Source organism: Thermodesulfomicrobium thermophilum DSM 16697, from assembly GCF_059568695.1.
Map to the genome: position 1 here is coordinate 1 of NZ_JCANTW010000007.1, position 15,023 is coordinate 15,023.

Below are 15,023 nucleotides of genomic sequence, written 5' to 3' on the forward strand. Positions count from 1 at the left end.
AGCGTCGTCTTCCCATGGTCAATGTGCCCAATGGTGCCAATGTTGACGTGCGGCTTCTTCCGTTCAAATTTCTGCTTCGCCATAATCTTTGCCCCTTACGCCTTCTTAATGAGTTCCTCGGCCAAGTTGGCCGGCACCCGGTCGTAATGATCGAACAGCATAGTATAGGTTGCGCGCCCCTGCGTGCGGGAACGCAAGTCCGTAGCATAGCCGAACATGCTGCTAAGCGGCACATGCGCACGCACGATCTGCATGCCCTGACGAGGCTCCATGTTCACAATGCGACCACGACGGCCGTTGAGATCACCAATGACATCGCCCATATAGTCGTCGGGAGTCAGCACTTCCACAAACATGATGGGCTCAAGCAATATCGGGGCCGCCTGACGGCAGGCCTCCTTCACCGCCATGGAACCAGCGATATAGAAAGCCTGCTCCGAGGAATCCACCTCATGGTAGGAGCCATGCACCAACTCCACCTTCACATCCACCATGGGGAAGCCGGCGAGCACTCCATTCTGCAAGGCATCGCGAATACCTTTGTCCACCGCAGGAATGTATTCCTTGGGAATGACGCCACCCACGATCGAGTTGACGAACTCGTATCCTGCGCCCGATTCCTGGGGGAATACCTTGATGACCACATGACCATACTGGCCCCGGCCACCACTCTGCTTGGCATATTTGAGGTCTTTCTCCGCCGGCTTGGTGATGGTTTCCCGATATGCCACCTGCGGTTGCCCCACGTTGGCATCTACTTTGAATTCCCGAATGAGACGATCCACGATGATTTCCAGGTGCAACTCACCCATGCCCGCGATGAGTGTCTGCCCCGTTTCTTCGTTGGTCTTCACCCGGAAGGAGGGGTCCTCTTTGGTCAGCTTCTGCAGGGCCTGGGACAACGAATCTCGGTCCGTCTTGGTCTTGGGCTCGATAGCCACCTCGATGACCGGCTCGGGAAAGTCCATGGACTCCAGCTGGACCACACGCTTCAAGTCGCACAAAGTCTCACCAGTGGCCGTCTGCTTGAGGCCTACTGCCGCCACAATGTCCCCCGCGAAGGCTTCTTTGATCTCTTCGCGTTTATTGGCGTGCATCTTGAGCAGGCGGCCAATGCGCTCTTTCTTGCCCGTATTGGCGTTGAGCACCGTGGATCCGGCCTCGAGCACACCGGAATAGATGCGCAGGAAGGTGAGATGACCGATAAAGGGGTCCGCCATCAGCTTGAAGGCCAAGGCCGCCAGCGGCTCATCATCGGAACACACGCACTGCACTTCCTCGCCCGTCTCGGGATTTGTACCCGTCATGGGCGGGATATCCACCGGCGACGGGAGAAAATCCACCACGGCGTCCAAAAGCGCCTGCACGCCTTTGTTCTTGAAGGCCGAGCCGCACAGTACCGGACAAATACGCATGCCAATGGTCGCCTGGCGAATACCCTGCAGGATCTCCTCAGTGGAGAGTTCCTCACCACCCAGGTATTTCTCCAGCAAAGACTCGTCTTCTTCGGCGATAGCCTCCATGAGATGCTGCCGCCATTCGGCCGCTTGATCCGCCAGCTCCGCCGGGATCTCCCGTACATCAATCTTCTGGCCCTGCGACTCTTCGTCGTAGTAAAGCGCCACATTGCGCACCAGATCCACCTGACCCTGAAAATTTTCTTCCGAGCCAATGGGGAGATGAATGGGCACCGGTTTGGCCTTGAGACGGTCACGGATCATCCCGACCACACGGAAGAAATCCGCGCCAGAACGGTCCATTTTGTTCACGAAGGCAATGCGGGGGACCCGGTACCGGTCCGCCTGGCGCCACACGGTCTCCGACTGGGGCTCCACCCCACCCACCGCGCAGAATACCGCCACCGCGCCATCGAGAACACGCAAAGACCGCTCCACCTCTACAGTAAAATCCACATGCCCCGGAGTATCAATGATATTGATCCGATGCTCTTTCCAAAAACACGTGGTGGCCGCAGAGGTGATCGTGATGCCACGCTCCTGCTCCTGCTCCATCCAGTCCATGGTAGCCTGGCCGTCATGGACTTCACCAATCTTGTGCGAAACACCGGTATAAAAGAGAATTCGCTCGGTAGTCGTCGTCTTGCCCGCATCAATGTGGGCCATGATACCGATGTTCCGCTGCCGTTCTATGGGGACTCGTTTGGACACGAAAAACCTCGTTTACCAACGATAATGAGCAAAAGCCTTATTGGCCTCTGCCATGCGGTGGGTGTCTTCCCGCTTTTTCATGGCGCCACCGCGTTCATGAAATGCATCCACAAACTCGGCAGCCAAGCGCTGCACCATACCTTTTTCGCCACGGGAGCGCGCATATGCAATCAACCAACGAATGGCCAATGCCTCTTGACGCGCCGGGCGTACTTCCATGGGCACCTGGTACGTTGCACCGCCCACCCGGCGAGACTTGACTTCCATCTGCGGCTTCACCTTGTCGACGATCTGCTCAAAAGCCTTGAGCGGCTCCATTTCCAAACGCCGAGCCACTTCATCCATCACGGCGTACAATATCTTTTCCGAAACGCTCTTCTTCCCATCCACCATCATCTGGTTGATGAATTTGGCGACGAGACGGCTCCCATACTTGGGATCGGGCAACACCTCGCGCCGCGGCGCAGGACCCTTACGCGGCATACCTTATTCCCCCTCACTTATTTCGGACGTTTCGCACCATACTTCGACCGGCTCTTCCGGCGATCTTGAACGCCAGCCGCGTCGAGCGTACCGCGAATGATGGTGTACCGCACGCCGGGCAAGTCTTTGACACGACCGCCGCGGATCATCACCACCGAATGCTCCTGCAAGTTATGGCCTTCCCCGGGGATGTACGAGGTCACCTCGATCCCGTTGGTCAGCCGGACACGGGCAACTTTCCGCAGTGCCGAGTTGGGCTTTTTCGGCGTGGTGGTATACACACGCACGCAAACGCCCCGGCGCTGCGGACATTGCTGCAATGCAGCACGCTTGTTGGGCTTGTGCTGCTTGGTCCGCGCCTTACGCACCAATTGGTTAATTGTGGGCATGGCTCTCTCCCTTGAGTGAACTTTTCGAGAAGGGGTAGCATATTCATACCCCCCTTCCCTTGTCAACAACTAGTCCCAGCCCCTGGCGCTCATTCATCCACCAGGTACGGGTCTTTTTCCAACTCTTCCAAAAACTTATCCGGACTCTCCGGCTGTTCCGGCACTACGATGTCGCTGTGGACATAGGCTCGGAAGCCCGAGCCGGCATTGACCAAACGCCCCACAATGACATTCTCCTTGAGGCCGTAGAGGTAGTCCTTCTTGGCCAAAAGCGCCGCCTCGGTGAGCACCTTGGTGGTTTCCTGGAAGGACGCCGCCGAAATGAAGGACTCCGTGGTCAACGACGCCTGGGTGATCCCCAGCACCAGCGGCTCGGCCGTGGCTGGACGCTGTCCGGAAGCCAACACCTTGGCGTTGGTGCGGAAGAACCGGTTTTTGTCCACCTGCTCGCCCATGAGGAAGCCGGTATCCCCAGGATCGAGCACGGTGACTTTGCGCAACATCTGGCGGACGATCAGTTCGATGTGCTTATCGTTAATGTATACGCCCTGGAATCGATATACGTCCTGAACACCGTCCACCAGGTAGGCGGCCAGGTACTTCTCGCCTTTGATACGCAGAAGGTCGTGGAGATCCGGATGCCCTTCGGTGAGCGGCTCACCGCATTCCACGAAGTCCCCCTCGGCCACGGTAATGTGTTTGCCTTTGGGGATGAGATACACCCGGGGTTCGCCCACCTCGGGTTCCACGATGATCTTCCGCTTGCCCTTGGAGTCCGGCCCAAAGCTCACCACACCGTCGATCTCGGTGATGACCGCCTGGTCCTTGGGTTTGCGCACTTCGAAGAGCTCGGCCACCCGCGGCAAACCACCCACGATGTCCTTGGTCTTGGAAGTCTCCCGCGGCTTACGGGCGAGCACGTCACCCGGGCGCACCGCATCGCCGTCGCGCACCATGAGAATGGCACCCACCGGCAAGGTGTACACCGCCTCGGTGCCGCTGTCGGGCCGCAGTTTAGTCGCGCCGTGGGCATCGCAGACCGAGATACGGGGGCGATAGTTGGAGGAGCGGAACTCCATGATGGTCAGCGTCGTCTTGCCCGTGGTCTCGTCGATCTTTTCCTGCACCGTGCGGCCTTCCACAATGTCATGGAAGCTGACCACACCGTCCACGTCCGCCAGGAAGGGTTCGTTGAAGGGATCCCACTCGGCGAGCACGTCCCCCTTCTTCACCTCGGCGCCAGCCTCCACGAAGAGCTTGGCGCCCGACGGCAAGGGATACTTCTCCCGCTCCACGCCCGTATCATCCACGATGCGCAGCTGTCCGCTCTTGCCAAGCACCAAGCGCTCGCCGCGGTCATTGACCACGGTACGCACTCGCGACAGGACCACGCGACCTTTGTTGATGGCCACATAGCGGTTCTGCTCGACCTCTTTGTGGGCCGTGCCGCCAATGTGGAAGGTCCGCATGGTGAGCTGCGTTCCCGGCTCACCGATGGACTGGGCGGCGATGATACCCACCGCCTCGCCCACGTTGACCAAATGCCCACGGGCCAAGTCGCGGCCATAGCATAGGGCGCACACCCCGTGACGGGCCTTACAGGTCAACGCTGAACGGATGGTGATGGCCGCCACCCCGCGCCGCTCGATCTCGGCCACGAGTTCCTCGGTGATGAGCTCGTTGGCCTTGATAAAGATCTCACCGGTCTCGGGGTCCGCCACATCGTACATGGCCACGCGGCCCAAGACCCGCTCGCTCAAGCGCACGGTGATCTCGCCGCCCTTGCTCACGTGGGTGAGCTCAATACCATCCACGGTCTTGCAGTCATACTCGCTGACGATGACATCCTGTACCACGTCCACCAGACGCCGCGTCAGGTAACCGGAGTTGGCGGTCTTGAGCGCCGTGTCCGCCAACCCCTTGCGCGCACCATGGGTGGAGGTGAAGTACTGGAGCACCGTGAGCCCTTCGCGGAAACAGCTCGTAATCGGCGTCTCGATGATCTCGCCCGAAGGCTTGGCCATGAGACCGCGCATGCCGGCCAACTGGCGGATCTGGTCCTGATTACCACGAGCACCCGAATTGGCCATCATGAACACCGAGTTGAAGCTGTGGCATTGCTCGGTCTTCCCGGTCTTGGGATCCGTGAGTTCCTCGTACTTGAGCACGCGCATCAGCTCTTCGGTGACCTCGGTGGTCGCCTTACTCCAGACGTCCACCACCTTGTTGTACTTTTCCGTACGGGTGATGATACCGTCGCGGTACTGCTGCTCGATGTCCGCCACTTCGGCATACGAGCGGGCGAGGATTTCTTCCTTCTTGGCCGGGATGGTGAGGTCCTTGACGCACACCGTAAAGCCGGCGCGCGTGGAGTATTCGTAGCCCAGGTCCTTGAGTTTGTCGCACAGGAGCACCGTGGCCTTGGTGCCTGCCAGGCGGTAGGCCTCGCCCACCAGACGGCCGATGGCTTTTTTGCTCAACTCCCGATTATAGACGTCGAAAGGCACCTGCGGCGGCACGATCTCGCGCACCAGGATGCGGCCCGGAGTCGTAGGCACCAATTGGCCGTCGATGCGGACCTTGATACGGGAATGCAGATCCAAATGGCCGGCATCCAGGGCACAGATGACTTCGCCGGGATCGGCGAAGACCATGCCTTCGCCCTTCTCAAAGGGACGCTCCACGGTCAAAAAGTACAATCCAAGCACAATATCCTGAGACGGCACGATAATGGGCGAGCCATTGGCCGGCGACAGGATGTTGTTGGAGCTCATCATGAGCACGCGGCACTCGATCTGGGCCTCAATGGACAGCGGCACGTGCACCGCCATCTGGTCGCCGTCGAAGTCGGCGTTGAAGGCCGTGCACACGAGCGGATGCAGCCGAATGGCCTTGCCTTCCACCAACAGGGGTTCAAAGGCCTGGATACCCAGACGGTGCAAGGTGGGCGCCCGGTTGAGGAGAATGGGGTATTCACGCACCACCTCCTCGAGCACGTCCCACACCGCCACCTCTTCCCGCTCCACCATCTTCTTCGCGCTCTTGATGGTGCTCGCGATGCCACGCTCTTCCAGTTTGGCGTATACAAACGGTTTGAAGAGCTCCAAAGCCATCTTCTTGGGCAGACCGCATTGGTGGAGCTTCAAGGACGGCCCCACCACGATCACGGAGCGACCCGAGTAGTCCACGCGCTTGCCCAAAAGGTTCTGCCGGAAGCGGCCCTGCTTGCCCTTAATCATGTCGGACAAGGACTTGAGAGGACGACCATTGGTGCCGGTAATGGCCCGGCCGCGGCGGCCGTTGTCGAACAAGGCGTCCACCGACTCCTGGAGCATGCGCTTTTCGTTGCGGATAATGATGTCCGGCGCACCGAGCTCCAAAAGACGCTTCAGACGATTGTTGCGGTTGATGACCCGACGGTAGAGGTCGTTCAAGTCCGAAGTGGCGAACCGGCCGCCATCCAAGGGGACCAAAGGCCGCAATTCCGGCGGAATGACCGGAATGACGTCGAGGATCATCCACTCAGGCTTGTTGCCGGACTCCAAAAAGGCCTCGATGATCTTGAGCCGCTTGGCGAGCTTCTTCTTCTTGGTCACAGAGCGCGTGGTCTGCGACTCCTCCCGCAGCTGCACCCGCAAGGTAGGCAAGTCGAGCTCTTGCAACAGCAGCTTGATGGACTCCGCGCCCATGCCCACTTTAATGGCATCTTCACCATAATGATCCAAAATCTGAAAGTACTGCTCCTCTGAGATGACCTGCTTTTTCTGCAACGTCGTCTCACCGGGATCCAAGATAATATACGAATCGAAGTAAAGCACCTTTTCCAGATCGGCCATAGTCATGTCGAGCAAGGTTCCGATCTTGGAAGGAAGCGATTTGAGAAACCAAATATGCGCAACAGGAGCGGCAAGCTCGATATGGCCCATGCGCTCGCGGCGAACTTTGGAAGCGATGACCTCCACGCCGCACTTTTCGCACACGATACCCCGGTGCTTCATGCGCTTGTATTTGCCGCAGTTACACTCATAGTCCTTCACTGGGCCAAAGATCTTGGCACAGAATAGGCCGTCTCGCTCCGGCTTGAATGTTCTATAATTGATGGTCTCCGGCTTTTTCACCTCACCATACGACCATTCACGGATCTTTTCTGGAGAGGCGAGACTGATGCCGATGGCCTTCAGATTCTGGCTATTGAACAGCGTAGTGGCACTGCCACGCTGGGTAAAAAGGTCATCCAGGGTCATACTGCAATCCTCGCGGGTTGGCCGTTATATATCCTCAAGAGCCATCTTACTTACGCTTGGCGCGCTTTTTGGGGTCCTCTTCGATGAGGGACACCTCCAGACCCAAGGCCATCATTTCCTTCACCAAGACGTTGAACGATTCCGGCATGCCGCTTTCCAAGAAGTTGGAGCCCTTGACGATTTTCTCGTACATCTTCACGCGCCCGTTGACGTCGTCGGATTTGACGGTGAGGAATTCCTGCAAGAGATGGGCAGCACCATACGCTTCCAAGGCCCATACTTCCATCTCTCCCAAACGCTGGCCGCCGAACTGGGCCTTACCGCCCAAGGGTTGTTGCGTGACCAGGGAGTAGGGGCCTGTGGAGCGGGCATGGATCTTTTCGTCCACCAGATGGTGGAGCTTCAGATAATACATGTAGCCCACCGTGACGCGGCTGTAGAAGGGTTCGCCGGTGCGGCCGTCATAGAGCAGGGCCTTGCCGTCATCAGGGAGGCCGGCTTTCTGGAGAAGCGCCCAAATCTCCTCTTCACGAGCGCCGTCAAAGACCGGAGTCTTCATGACGATGCCTTTTTTGAGGGCGCGAGCCGTCTCCAGGATTTCCTCGTCGTCCATAGCGTCGATGAGCTCCTGGGTCTCCGGGGCGTCAAAGATGGTCTTCATCTCTTTGCGTACCACCTGCACGTGCTCGCCGCGCTCCACCATGGCCGCGATCTGCTCGCCCAGCCCCTTGGCGGCCCAGCCCAAGTGCGTCTCCATGATCTGCCCGATGTTCATACGCGAGGGCACGCCCAAGGGGTTGAGGACCACGTCCACCGGCGTGCCGTCGGCGAAGAAGGGCATGTCCTCTTCGGGGAGGATGTTGGATACCACGCCTTTGTTGCCGTGGCGGCCGGCCATCTTGTCACCGACATTGAGCTTGCGCTTCACGGCGATGTACACCTTGACCATCTTGATGACGCCCGGGGGCAAATCATCGCCTTCCGTGACCTTGGCACGCTTGTTGTCGTAGTAGTCTTTAATAAATCTAACCTGAAGATCGTACTGTTCCAGCATGACCTTCACGGCTTCATTGGCCTCCTTGGCGGCGAAGAGTCCTGCAAGCTTTTTGATGGGCAGCTCTTGCAGGACTTCCCAACGCATGGGCTGACCAGCCTCAAGGATGATCTCTCCTTTGCGCTTACCCGGGACGCTCTTGGAGACGATCTTGTTTTTGCAAATCTCCCAAATGCGCTCCCGGGTGCGCTGCGTCAGGCTGGCAATATAGAGCTGCTCCCGCTGATCGAGGCGGTCCAACTCATAACGCTCGATCTCCTTGGCGCGCTCATCCTTTTCCCCGGAGCGGCGGTTGAAGACCTTGACGTCGATCACCGTCCCTTCGATCCCCGGCGGCACCTTGAGGGAGGTGTTCTTCACATCCCGGGCCTTGTCACCGAAAATCGCCCGCAGCAGGCGCTCCTCCGGGGTGAGCTGCGTCTCGCCCTTGGGCGTAATCTTGCCCACCAGGATGTCCTCGGCTTTGACCCGAGCACCGATGCGGATGATGCCGCTGTCATCGAGGTTACGCAGCATATCTTCGCCCACATTGGGAATGTCCCGAGTGATCTCTTCCGGCCCCAATTTGGTGTCCCGGGCGAAGACATCGAACTCCTCGATATGGATGGAGGTGTAGACGTCCTCTTTGACCATGCGCTCCGAGATGAGGATGGAGTCTTCGTAGTTGTACCCACACCAGGGCATGAAGGCCACCAAGAGGTTCTTGCCCAGGGCGAGCTCGCCATCTTTGATGGCCGGGCCATCGGCAAGGATATCCCCTTTACGCACCCGGTCACCGATACGCACCCGCGGCTTCTGTCCGAAACAGCTGTTCTGATTGGATTTGTGGAATTTCTGGAGGTCGTAGAACCGCACCCCTCCGGTTTGCGGAAAAAGGTCGGCGTCGTCATAAGCCACGACGACGCGGTCGGCATCCACATAGCTGACGACCCCATCGGCCTCCGCCAGAAGGCACGCCCCAGAATCCCGGGCCACCACGCCCTCAATACCGGTCCCCACCAAGGGCTCTTCCGCCCGCAAAAGCGGCACGGCCTGACGCTGCATGTTGGAGCCCATGAGGGCGCGGTTGGCGTCATCGTGCTCCAAGAACGGGATGAGCGCCGAAGAGATGGACACGATCTGGCTCGGGGAAATGTCCATGAGGGTCACTTCCTCGCGAGGCACCAAGGCCACTTCGCCGTCCACGCGCGCCTCGATGAGGGGATCCAGAAACTCTTTGGTTTCCGGGTCAAAGCGGGCGTTGGCCTGGGCGATGACTTGGCCTGCCTCCTCGGAAGCGTCGAAATACCGCACCTCGTCGGTAATCTTGCCTTCGCGGACCACCCGGTACGGGGTCTCGATGAATCCAAAGTCATTGACCTGGGCATGGGTCGTCAGGGAGACGATCAGACCGATATTGGGGCCTTCCGGGGTCTCGATGGGGCAAATGCGACCATAATGACTGACATGGACGTCGCGGACCTCGAACCCCGCCCGTTCGCGGGTCAAACCACCAGGCCCCAAGGCCGAAAGACGACGCTTGTGGGTCACTTCCGAAAGCGGGTTGGTCTGATCCATGAACTGGGAAAGCTGGGACGTGCCGAAAAACTCCTTGAGCACCGCAGTCACCGGCTTGGGGTTCACCAGATCATGGGGCATGAGGGTCGAGACTTCCTGCAGGCTCATGCGTTCCTTGATGGCCCGCTCCATGCGCACCAAACCGATGCGATACTGATTTTCCACCAGTTCGCCCACCGGGCGCACCCGGCGGTTGCCCAAGTGGTCGATGTCATCGGCCGGGCCGTGGGTATCCTTCAGCTGCACCAGCTTTTTGATCGCGCGAAAAATATCCTCGTTGCTGAGGGTACGGTGATCGATGGGCAGATCCAACCCCAGGCGAGCATTGAGCTTGTAGCGCCCCACGGCCGAAAGGTCGTAGTAATCCGGATTACGGAACAGGTTGTCGAAAAAGGTCGCCGCCACCTCGGGCGTTGGGGGCGAGCTGGGGCGCAGACGTTTGTAGATCTCGATCTGCGCGGCCTCCATGTCTTCGCACTTGTCCAGATCCAAAGTATCCCGAATGGCCGTGGACACTTCCGGCCCAGTGCAGAAGATACAGGCAAACTCCGTGATTCCGGCCTCGCGACAGCGTTCCACCGCGCCCGCCACCAAAGGCTGGCCGGCACGGATGAGCACCTCGCCGGTCTCGGGGTGCACGATGTCCCGCATGGCGTATTCGGTCTCCAAAGACTCGGGACGCACGGCATAGTATTCAATCCCCGCACGGCGCATGCGCTGCCACACCCCACGGGTGATGGGCTTGCCCGCAGCCACGAGCACCTTGCCACCTGGCTCCACGATATCCTCATAGGCGGATTCGCGGCGCAAATTGTATTCCTCGACCTTGCGCAGCACCCGATCGCCGTCCAAGCGGAACGTCTCTGGCTGATAAAAATATGCCAGGATATCCTCGGTGCTCATGCCCATGGCCTTGAGCAGAATCGTCACCGGCATCTTGCGGCGGCGGTCGATGCGCACGTAAAGGATATCTTTGTGATCGAAATCAAAATCCAGCCATGAGCCGCGCATGGGAATGATGCGACAACTGTAAAGCACCTTGCGGCTCGAATGCGTCTTGCCTGAGTCATGCTCGAACAATACGCCGGGGGAACGCTGCAACTGGTTGACAATAACCCGCTCGGTACCGTTCACCAAAAAGGTACCTTTGGGAGTAATGAGCGGAATTGTTCCAAAATACAGGTCCTGTTCCTTGATATCGTGAATAGAACGGGCACCCGTTTCTTCATCAACATCGTACACGGCCAATCGGACCTTGAGGCGCAGCGGCGCTTCATACGTCAGCCCTTTGGCGATACACTCATCGACGTCATATTTCGGCGGCAATATTTCGTAGCTGACGTATTCCAGCGTGGCAGTATTGTTGAAGTCGTGTATAGGAAAGACCGAACGAAACACGCCTTCCAAGCCTGTATTGGCGCGCATGCTCGGGGGAACATCGGCCTGAAGAAATTTGATATAGGAGTCCAGTTGCAGGCTAAGCAGGTGGGGAAGGGACACGGAGTCTTTGATTCGTCCGAATGTTTTGATCAATTTTTTCATCGTTTCCCCTCGGAAAAGATGTTGCTGGGCAGGCAAGAGCTGAGCGGTCTTCAGGACAAGGCCCTTCTCGGGCAGGGAAAAAATCAAAAAAAGGCGTAAAGAGTGTAAGAGTCGCCCCTTACACTCTTTACGGAAAGCGAATGTGCGAAGGACAAAAGCTTACTTAACTTCAACTTGAGCGCCGGCCTCTTCCAACTGCTTCTTGGCGTCCGCAGCGGCTTCCTTGGACACCGCCTCGAGAATCACCGAGGGAGTCTCGTCCACTTTGGCTTTGGCCTCTTTGAGACCCAGGTTGGTGAGGGCGCGCACCACCTTGATGACACCGATCTTGTTGGCGCCGGCATCCTTGAGCACCACGTCGAATTCGGTCTTCTCTTCCACCGGGGCAGCCTCAGCGCCAGCGGCCGGAGCCACGGCCACCGCAGCCACCGGGGCAGCGGCAGAAACACCGAACTTCTCTTCCAATTCCTTGATGAATTCCGCGAGTTCGAGCACGGTCATGTTGGCGATGAACTCGACGACCTGTTCTTTGGTAATACCGGACATTGTTTCCTCCTCAAAAGTACACGGATTGGCTCATTCTTGTTCTTTCTTTTCCTTCAGAGCGCTCAAGACATTGAGCATGCCCCGCAGGACATTGGCAAAGAGGCATACGAAGTTCTGCGGTACAGCGTTCATAGTACCCAGGACCTGCGCCAGCAGCTGCTCGCGGCTCGGCAGGTCAGAAAGGGCCTTTACAGCAGCCTCGTCCAGCAACTTGCCGTTGAGGCTGGCGCAACGCACCGAAAACTTATCGTTCTTCTTTGCAAACTCCACCACGACTTTCGCTGCGACCACGGGATCATCATAGCCAAACGCCACGGCACTGCTGTACTTCAGCTTTTCTCCCAGCACATTGTGCGGGGTCTCGCTGAATGCAAGCCGCGCCAAGGTGTTTTTGACCACCTGGTAGTCACAGCCGGCCTCATGGAGCTTCGTGCGCAACGGCGTCAATTGGGCCACGGAGAGACCTTGGAAATCGGTCACAATGGCCACCTGCGCCCGCTCGGCACGGTCCTTCAGGCCTTCAATGATCTTGCCTTTTTCTGCCCTATCCACACGTCACCTCTTGCTTACGCTTCAGGCAGAATGAGCCTCGAGTCTCCGCAGGATATTAAGGTTGCCCGCCTGCTCTCTCGGACTCATCTTCCTTCTTATGGGGAACACTATTCGGCCCGGCGCAGGCTCGCCACGTCCACCTTGATGCCCGGCCCCATGGTCGAGGACACCGAAACGGCCTGGAGGTACGTCCCCTTGGCCGAGGCAGGTTTGAGCTTGACCAGGGCATCCACCAACACCCGCATGTTGCCCAAAAGCTTCTCCACACCAAAAGAAACCTTGCCGATGGGGGCATGCACCACGCCGGCCTTGTCCACGCGGAATTCTACCTTGCCGGCCAAGAGTTCCTTGATGGCATTCTCCAAGTCGAAGGTCACGGTGCCCGTCTTGGCGTTGGGCATAAGGCCACGCGGACCGAGAATCTTCCCGATCTTGCCCACAACCCCCATCATGTCCGGAGTCGCCACGGCCTTGTCGAACTCCAGCCAGCCGCCACGAATCTTTTCCACCAAGTCATCGCCGCCCGCCTCAATGGCGCCGGCGGCGCGAGCCTTCTCCTCATTTTCTCCCTTACAGAAAGCCACTACACGCACCGTCTTGCCCAAACCATGAGGCAGAGAAACGGCACCACGCACCATCTGGTCGGAATACTTAGGATTCACCCCTAAATTGACGGCGATGTCCACGGTCTCGTCGAACTTGGCGAAGGCACGTTCCAGGACGAGACTCAGGGCTTCAGAAGCCTCATAGGCCTTGAGACGGTCGATCCCCTCATAGGCCTGACGCACTTTTTTTCCATGCTTCGGCATATCTCGTCCTCTCCTACTGCACTTCGATTCCCATGCTCTTGGCCGTCCCCAAAATGGTCCGGCATGCGGCTTCCAAGTCATACGCCGAAAGGTCGGGCATTTTGAGCTTGGCGATCTCCTCAATCTGACTCATGGTCACCGTGCCCACTTTCTTCTTGTTGGGCTCACCGGATCCTTTCTCCACCTTGGCGGCCTTCATGAGCAGAACCGCCGCCGGCGGTGTCTTGGTCACAAAGGTAAAGGACCGGTCCTGGTAAATGGTGATTTCCACGGGGATGATCATCCCCTTCTGATTCTGCGTCTTGGCGTTATAGGCCTTGCAGAACTCCATGATGTTGACGCCGTGTTGACCCAGCGCCGGACCGACTGGCGGCGAAGGGTTCGCGGCTCCCGCGGGAAGCTGTAGCTTGACAATCGCGGTGACTTTCTTGGCCATACGGTTTCTCCCTATTTCCCAGTATTACCCCTTGCTGACCTGAATAAAATCCAGCTCCACCGGGGTTTGCCTGCCAAAAATAGACACGGAAACACGAAGTTTCCCTTTATCGTAGTTCACTTCTTCCACCACACCATTGAAATTGGCAAACGGCCCGTCAATCACGCGCACATCGTCACCGCGTTCAAAATGAAACTTCGGACGCGGCTGCTCCTGCCGAGATTCCATGGTGGCCAAAATACGCTCTGCTTCGCGATCCGTAAGGGGCGTTGGACGGCTCTTGCCGCCCACAAAACCCGTCACCCGAGGAATGCTTTGAATCATATGCCACGACTCGTCATTGAAGATCATCTTCACCATGACGTAGCCGGGATAAAATTTACGCGTGGAGGTACGTTTCTGCCCCTTCACCAACTCCACGACCCTCTCGGTGGGGACCACCACCTCTTCCACCAAGCCCTTGGCTGCGCCGGTGCGGATCATCTCTTTGATGGTCTGCTCCACCCGCTGCTCATAGCCGGAATAGGTGTGGACGATATACCACCGCGCCTTCGGCTTCTCCGTTACGTGTTCCATGGTTCCCATATCCTCACGACAGCAGGGCCTGCATAAGCTTGGCCAAGACGAAGTCCACCAAGCCCAAGAACACGGCCACAACCGCCACCAAGACCACCACGGCAAGGCTTGTGGCCACGGTCTCCTGCCGAGAAGGAAAGACGACTTTCTTCAGCTCGACGCGCGCCTGCTCAAAGTAGTGTTTGAGGGCCTCGGCACGTTGGGTTCCCGTGGACGCCTCGGCTTTTTCTTCGGGATGTTTTTTCATTGGGGTCGTCGTGAAGAGAAAAAGATGGCAGGCCAGGAGGGATTCGAACCCCCAGCCCTCGGATTTGGAATCCGATGCTCTACCGTTAGAGCTACTGGCCTGCAGTATTCAGGGGAAGGGGGAGCATAGCTCCCCATCCCATTCCTATTTTGTCTCGCGATGCACGGTGTGTCGACGATCGAAGGGGCAGTATTTCTTGAGCTCCAACTTCGCCGTGGTGTTCTTCTTGTTCTTTTCCGTCGAATAATTCTTCCGCTTGCACTCCGTGCAGGCGAGATGGATCTGAATGCGCATGACTTACTCCACGATTTCCGAGACCACGCCAGCGCCCACGGTACGACCACCCTCGCGGATGGCGAAACGCAGACCCTTCTCCATGGCCACAGGATTGATGAGCTGCACGTGGAACGTGGTGTTGTC

Annotated in this window: 14 protein-coding genes and 1 tRNA gene; all 15 read right to left on the bottom strand. The window is 58.1% G+C overall.

The window, feature by feature from the left end; all coding sequences use genetic code 11:
• On the bottom strand, positions 1 to 83 hold an 83-nt coding region (locus BR00_RS01090), incomplete at its 3' end, for a GTP-binding protein (RefSeq protein ID WP_496475790.1).
• 12 nt (positions 84 to 95) lie between these two features.
• Complete coding sequence (gene fusA, locus BR00_RS01095; RefSeq protein WP_496475780.1) at positions 96 to 2,168, bottom strand: elongation factor G; 2,073 nt, start codon at positions 2,166 to 2,168, stop codon at positions 96 to 98.
• 12 nt (positions 2,169 to 2,180) lie between these two features.
• Complete coding sequence (gene rpsG / locus BR00_RS01100) at positions 2,181 to 2,651, bottom strand: 30S ribosomal protein S7 (protein WP_496475781.1); 471 nt, start codon at positions 2,649 to 2,651, stop codon at positions 2,181 to 2,183.
• A 17-nt stretch (positions 2,652 to 2,668) separates the two neighbouring features.
• Positions 2,669 to 3,040, bottom strand: coding sequence for a 30S ribosomal protein S12 (gene rpsL / locus BR00_RS01105; protein WP_496475782.1), 372 nt, complete (start codon positions 3,038 to 3,040; stop codon positions 2,669 to 2,671).
• A gap of 89 nt (positions 3,041 to 3,129) precedes the next feature.
• Positions 3,130 to 7,284, bottom strand: coding sequence for a DNA-directed RNA polymerase subunit beta' (gene rpoC / locus BR00_RS01110; protein WP_496475783.1), 4,155 nt, complete (start codon positions 7,282 to 7,284; stop codon positions 3,130 to 3,132).
• A gap of 46 nt (positions 7,285 to 7,330) precedes the next feature.
• Positions 7,331 to 11,437, bottom strand: a complete 4,107-nt coding sequence (rpoB, locus tag BR00_RS01115; protein ID WP_496475784.1) for a DNA-directed RNA polymerase subunit beta — start codon at positions 11,435 to 11,437, stop codon at positions 7,331 to 7,333.
• Between the two features lie 159 nt (positions 11,438 to 11,596).
• Positions 11,597 to 11,983 (bottom strand): 50S ribosomal protein L7/L12, encoded by a 387-nt coding sequence (rplL, locus tag BR00_RS01120; RefSeq protein WP_496475785.1) that lies wholly within the window; start codon positions 11,981 to 11,983, stop codon positions 11,597 to 11,599.
• A gap of 30 nt (positions 11,984 to 12,013) precedes the next feature.
• Complete coding sequence (gene rplJ, locus BR00_RS01125; RefSeq protein ID WP_496475786.1) at positions 12,014 to 12,535, bottom strand: 50S ribosomal protein L10; 522 nt, start codon at positions 12,533 to 12,535, stop codon at positions 12,014 to 12,016.
• Positions 12,536 to 12,642: 107 nt separating this feature from the next.
• The gene (rplA, locus tag BR00_RS01130; protein ID WP_496475787.1) at positions 12,643 to 13,344 is read right to left on the bottom strand and encodes a 50S ribosomal protein L1; all 702 of its coding nucleotides are present in this window, start codon (positions 13,342 to 13,344) and stop codon (positions 12,643 to 12,645) included.
• A gap of 13 nt (positions 13,345 to 13,357) precedes the next feature.
• Entirely contained in the window at positions 13,358 to 13,780 is a 423-nt protein-coding gene (gene rplK / locus BR00_RS01135) for a 50S ribosomal protein L11 (protein ID WP_281751157.1), read from the bottom strand.
• Between the two features lie 24 nt (positions 13,781 to 13,804).
• Entirely contained in the window at positions 13,805 to 14,356 is a 552-nt protein-coding gene (nusG, locus tag BR00_RS01140) for a transcription termination/antitermination protein NusG (protein ID WP_496475788.1), read from the bottom strand.
• A 13-nt stretch (positions 14,357 to 14,369) separates the two neighbouring features.
• On the bottom strand, positions 14,370 to 14,603 hold the full coding sequence (gene secE / locus BR00_RS01145; RefSeq protein ID WP_496475789.1) for a preprotein translocase subunit SecE: 234 nt from the start codon (positions 14,601 to 14,603) through the stop codon (positions 14,370 to 14,372).
• A 25-nt stretch (positions 14,604 to 14,628) separates the two neighbouring features.
• Positions 14,629 to 14,704 (bottom strand) — tRNA-Trp (locus BR00_RS01150).
• 43 nt (positions 14,705 to 14,747) lie between these two features.
• The gene (gene rpmG, locus BR00_RS01155) at positions 14,748 to 14,897 is read right to left on the bottom strand and encodes a 50S ribosomal protein L33 (RefSeq protein WP_281751160.1); all 150 of its coding nucleotides are present in this window, start codon (positions 14,895 to 14,897) and stop codon (positions 14,748 to 14,750) included.
• A gap of 3 nt (positions 14,898 to 14,900) precedes the next feature.
• Positions 14,901 to 15,023, bottom strand: a 123-nt coding sequence (locus tag BR00_RS01160; RefSeq protein WP_496475791.1) for an EF-Tu C-terminal domain-related protein, incomplete at its 5' end; no start/stop codon positions are given.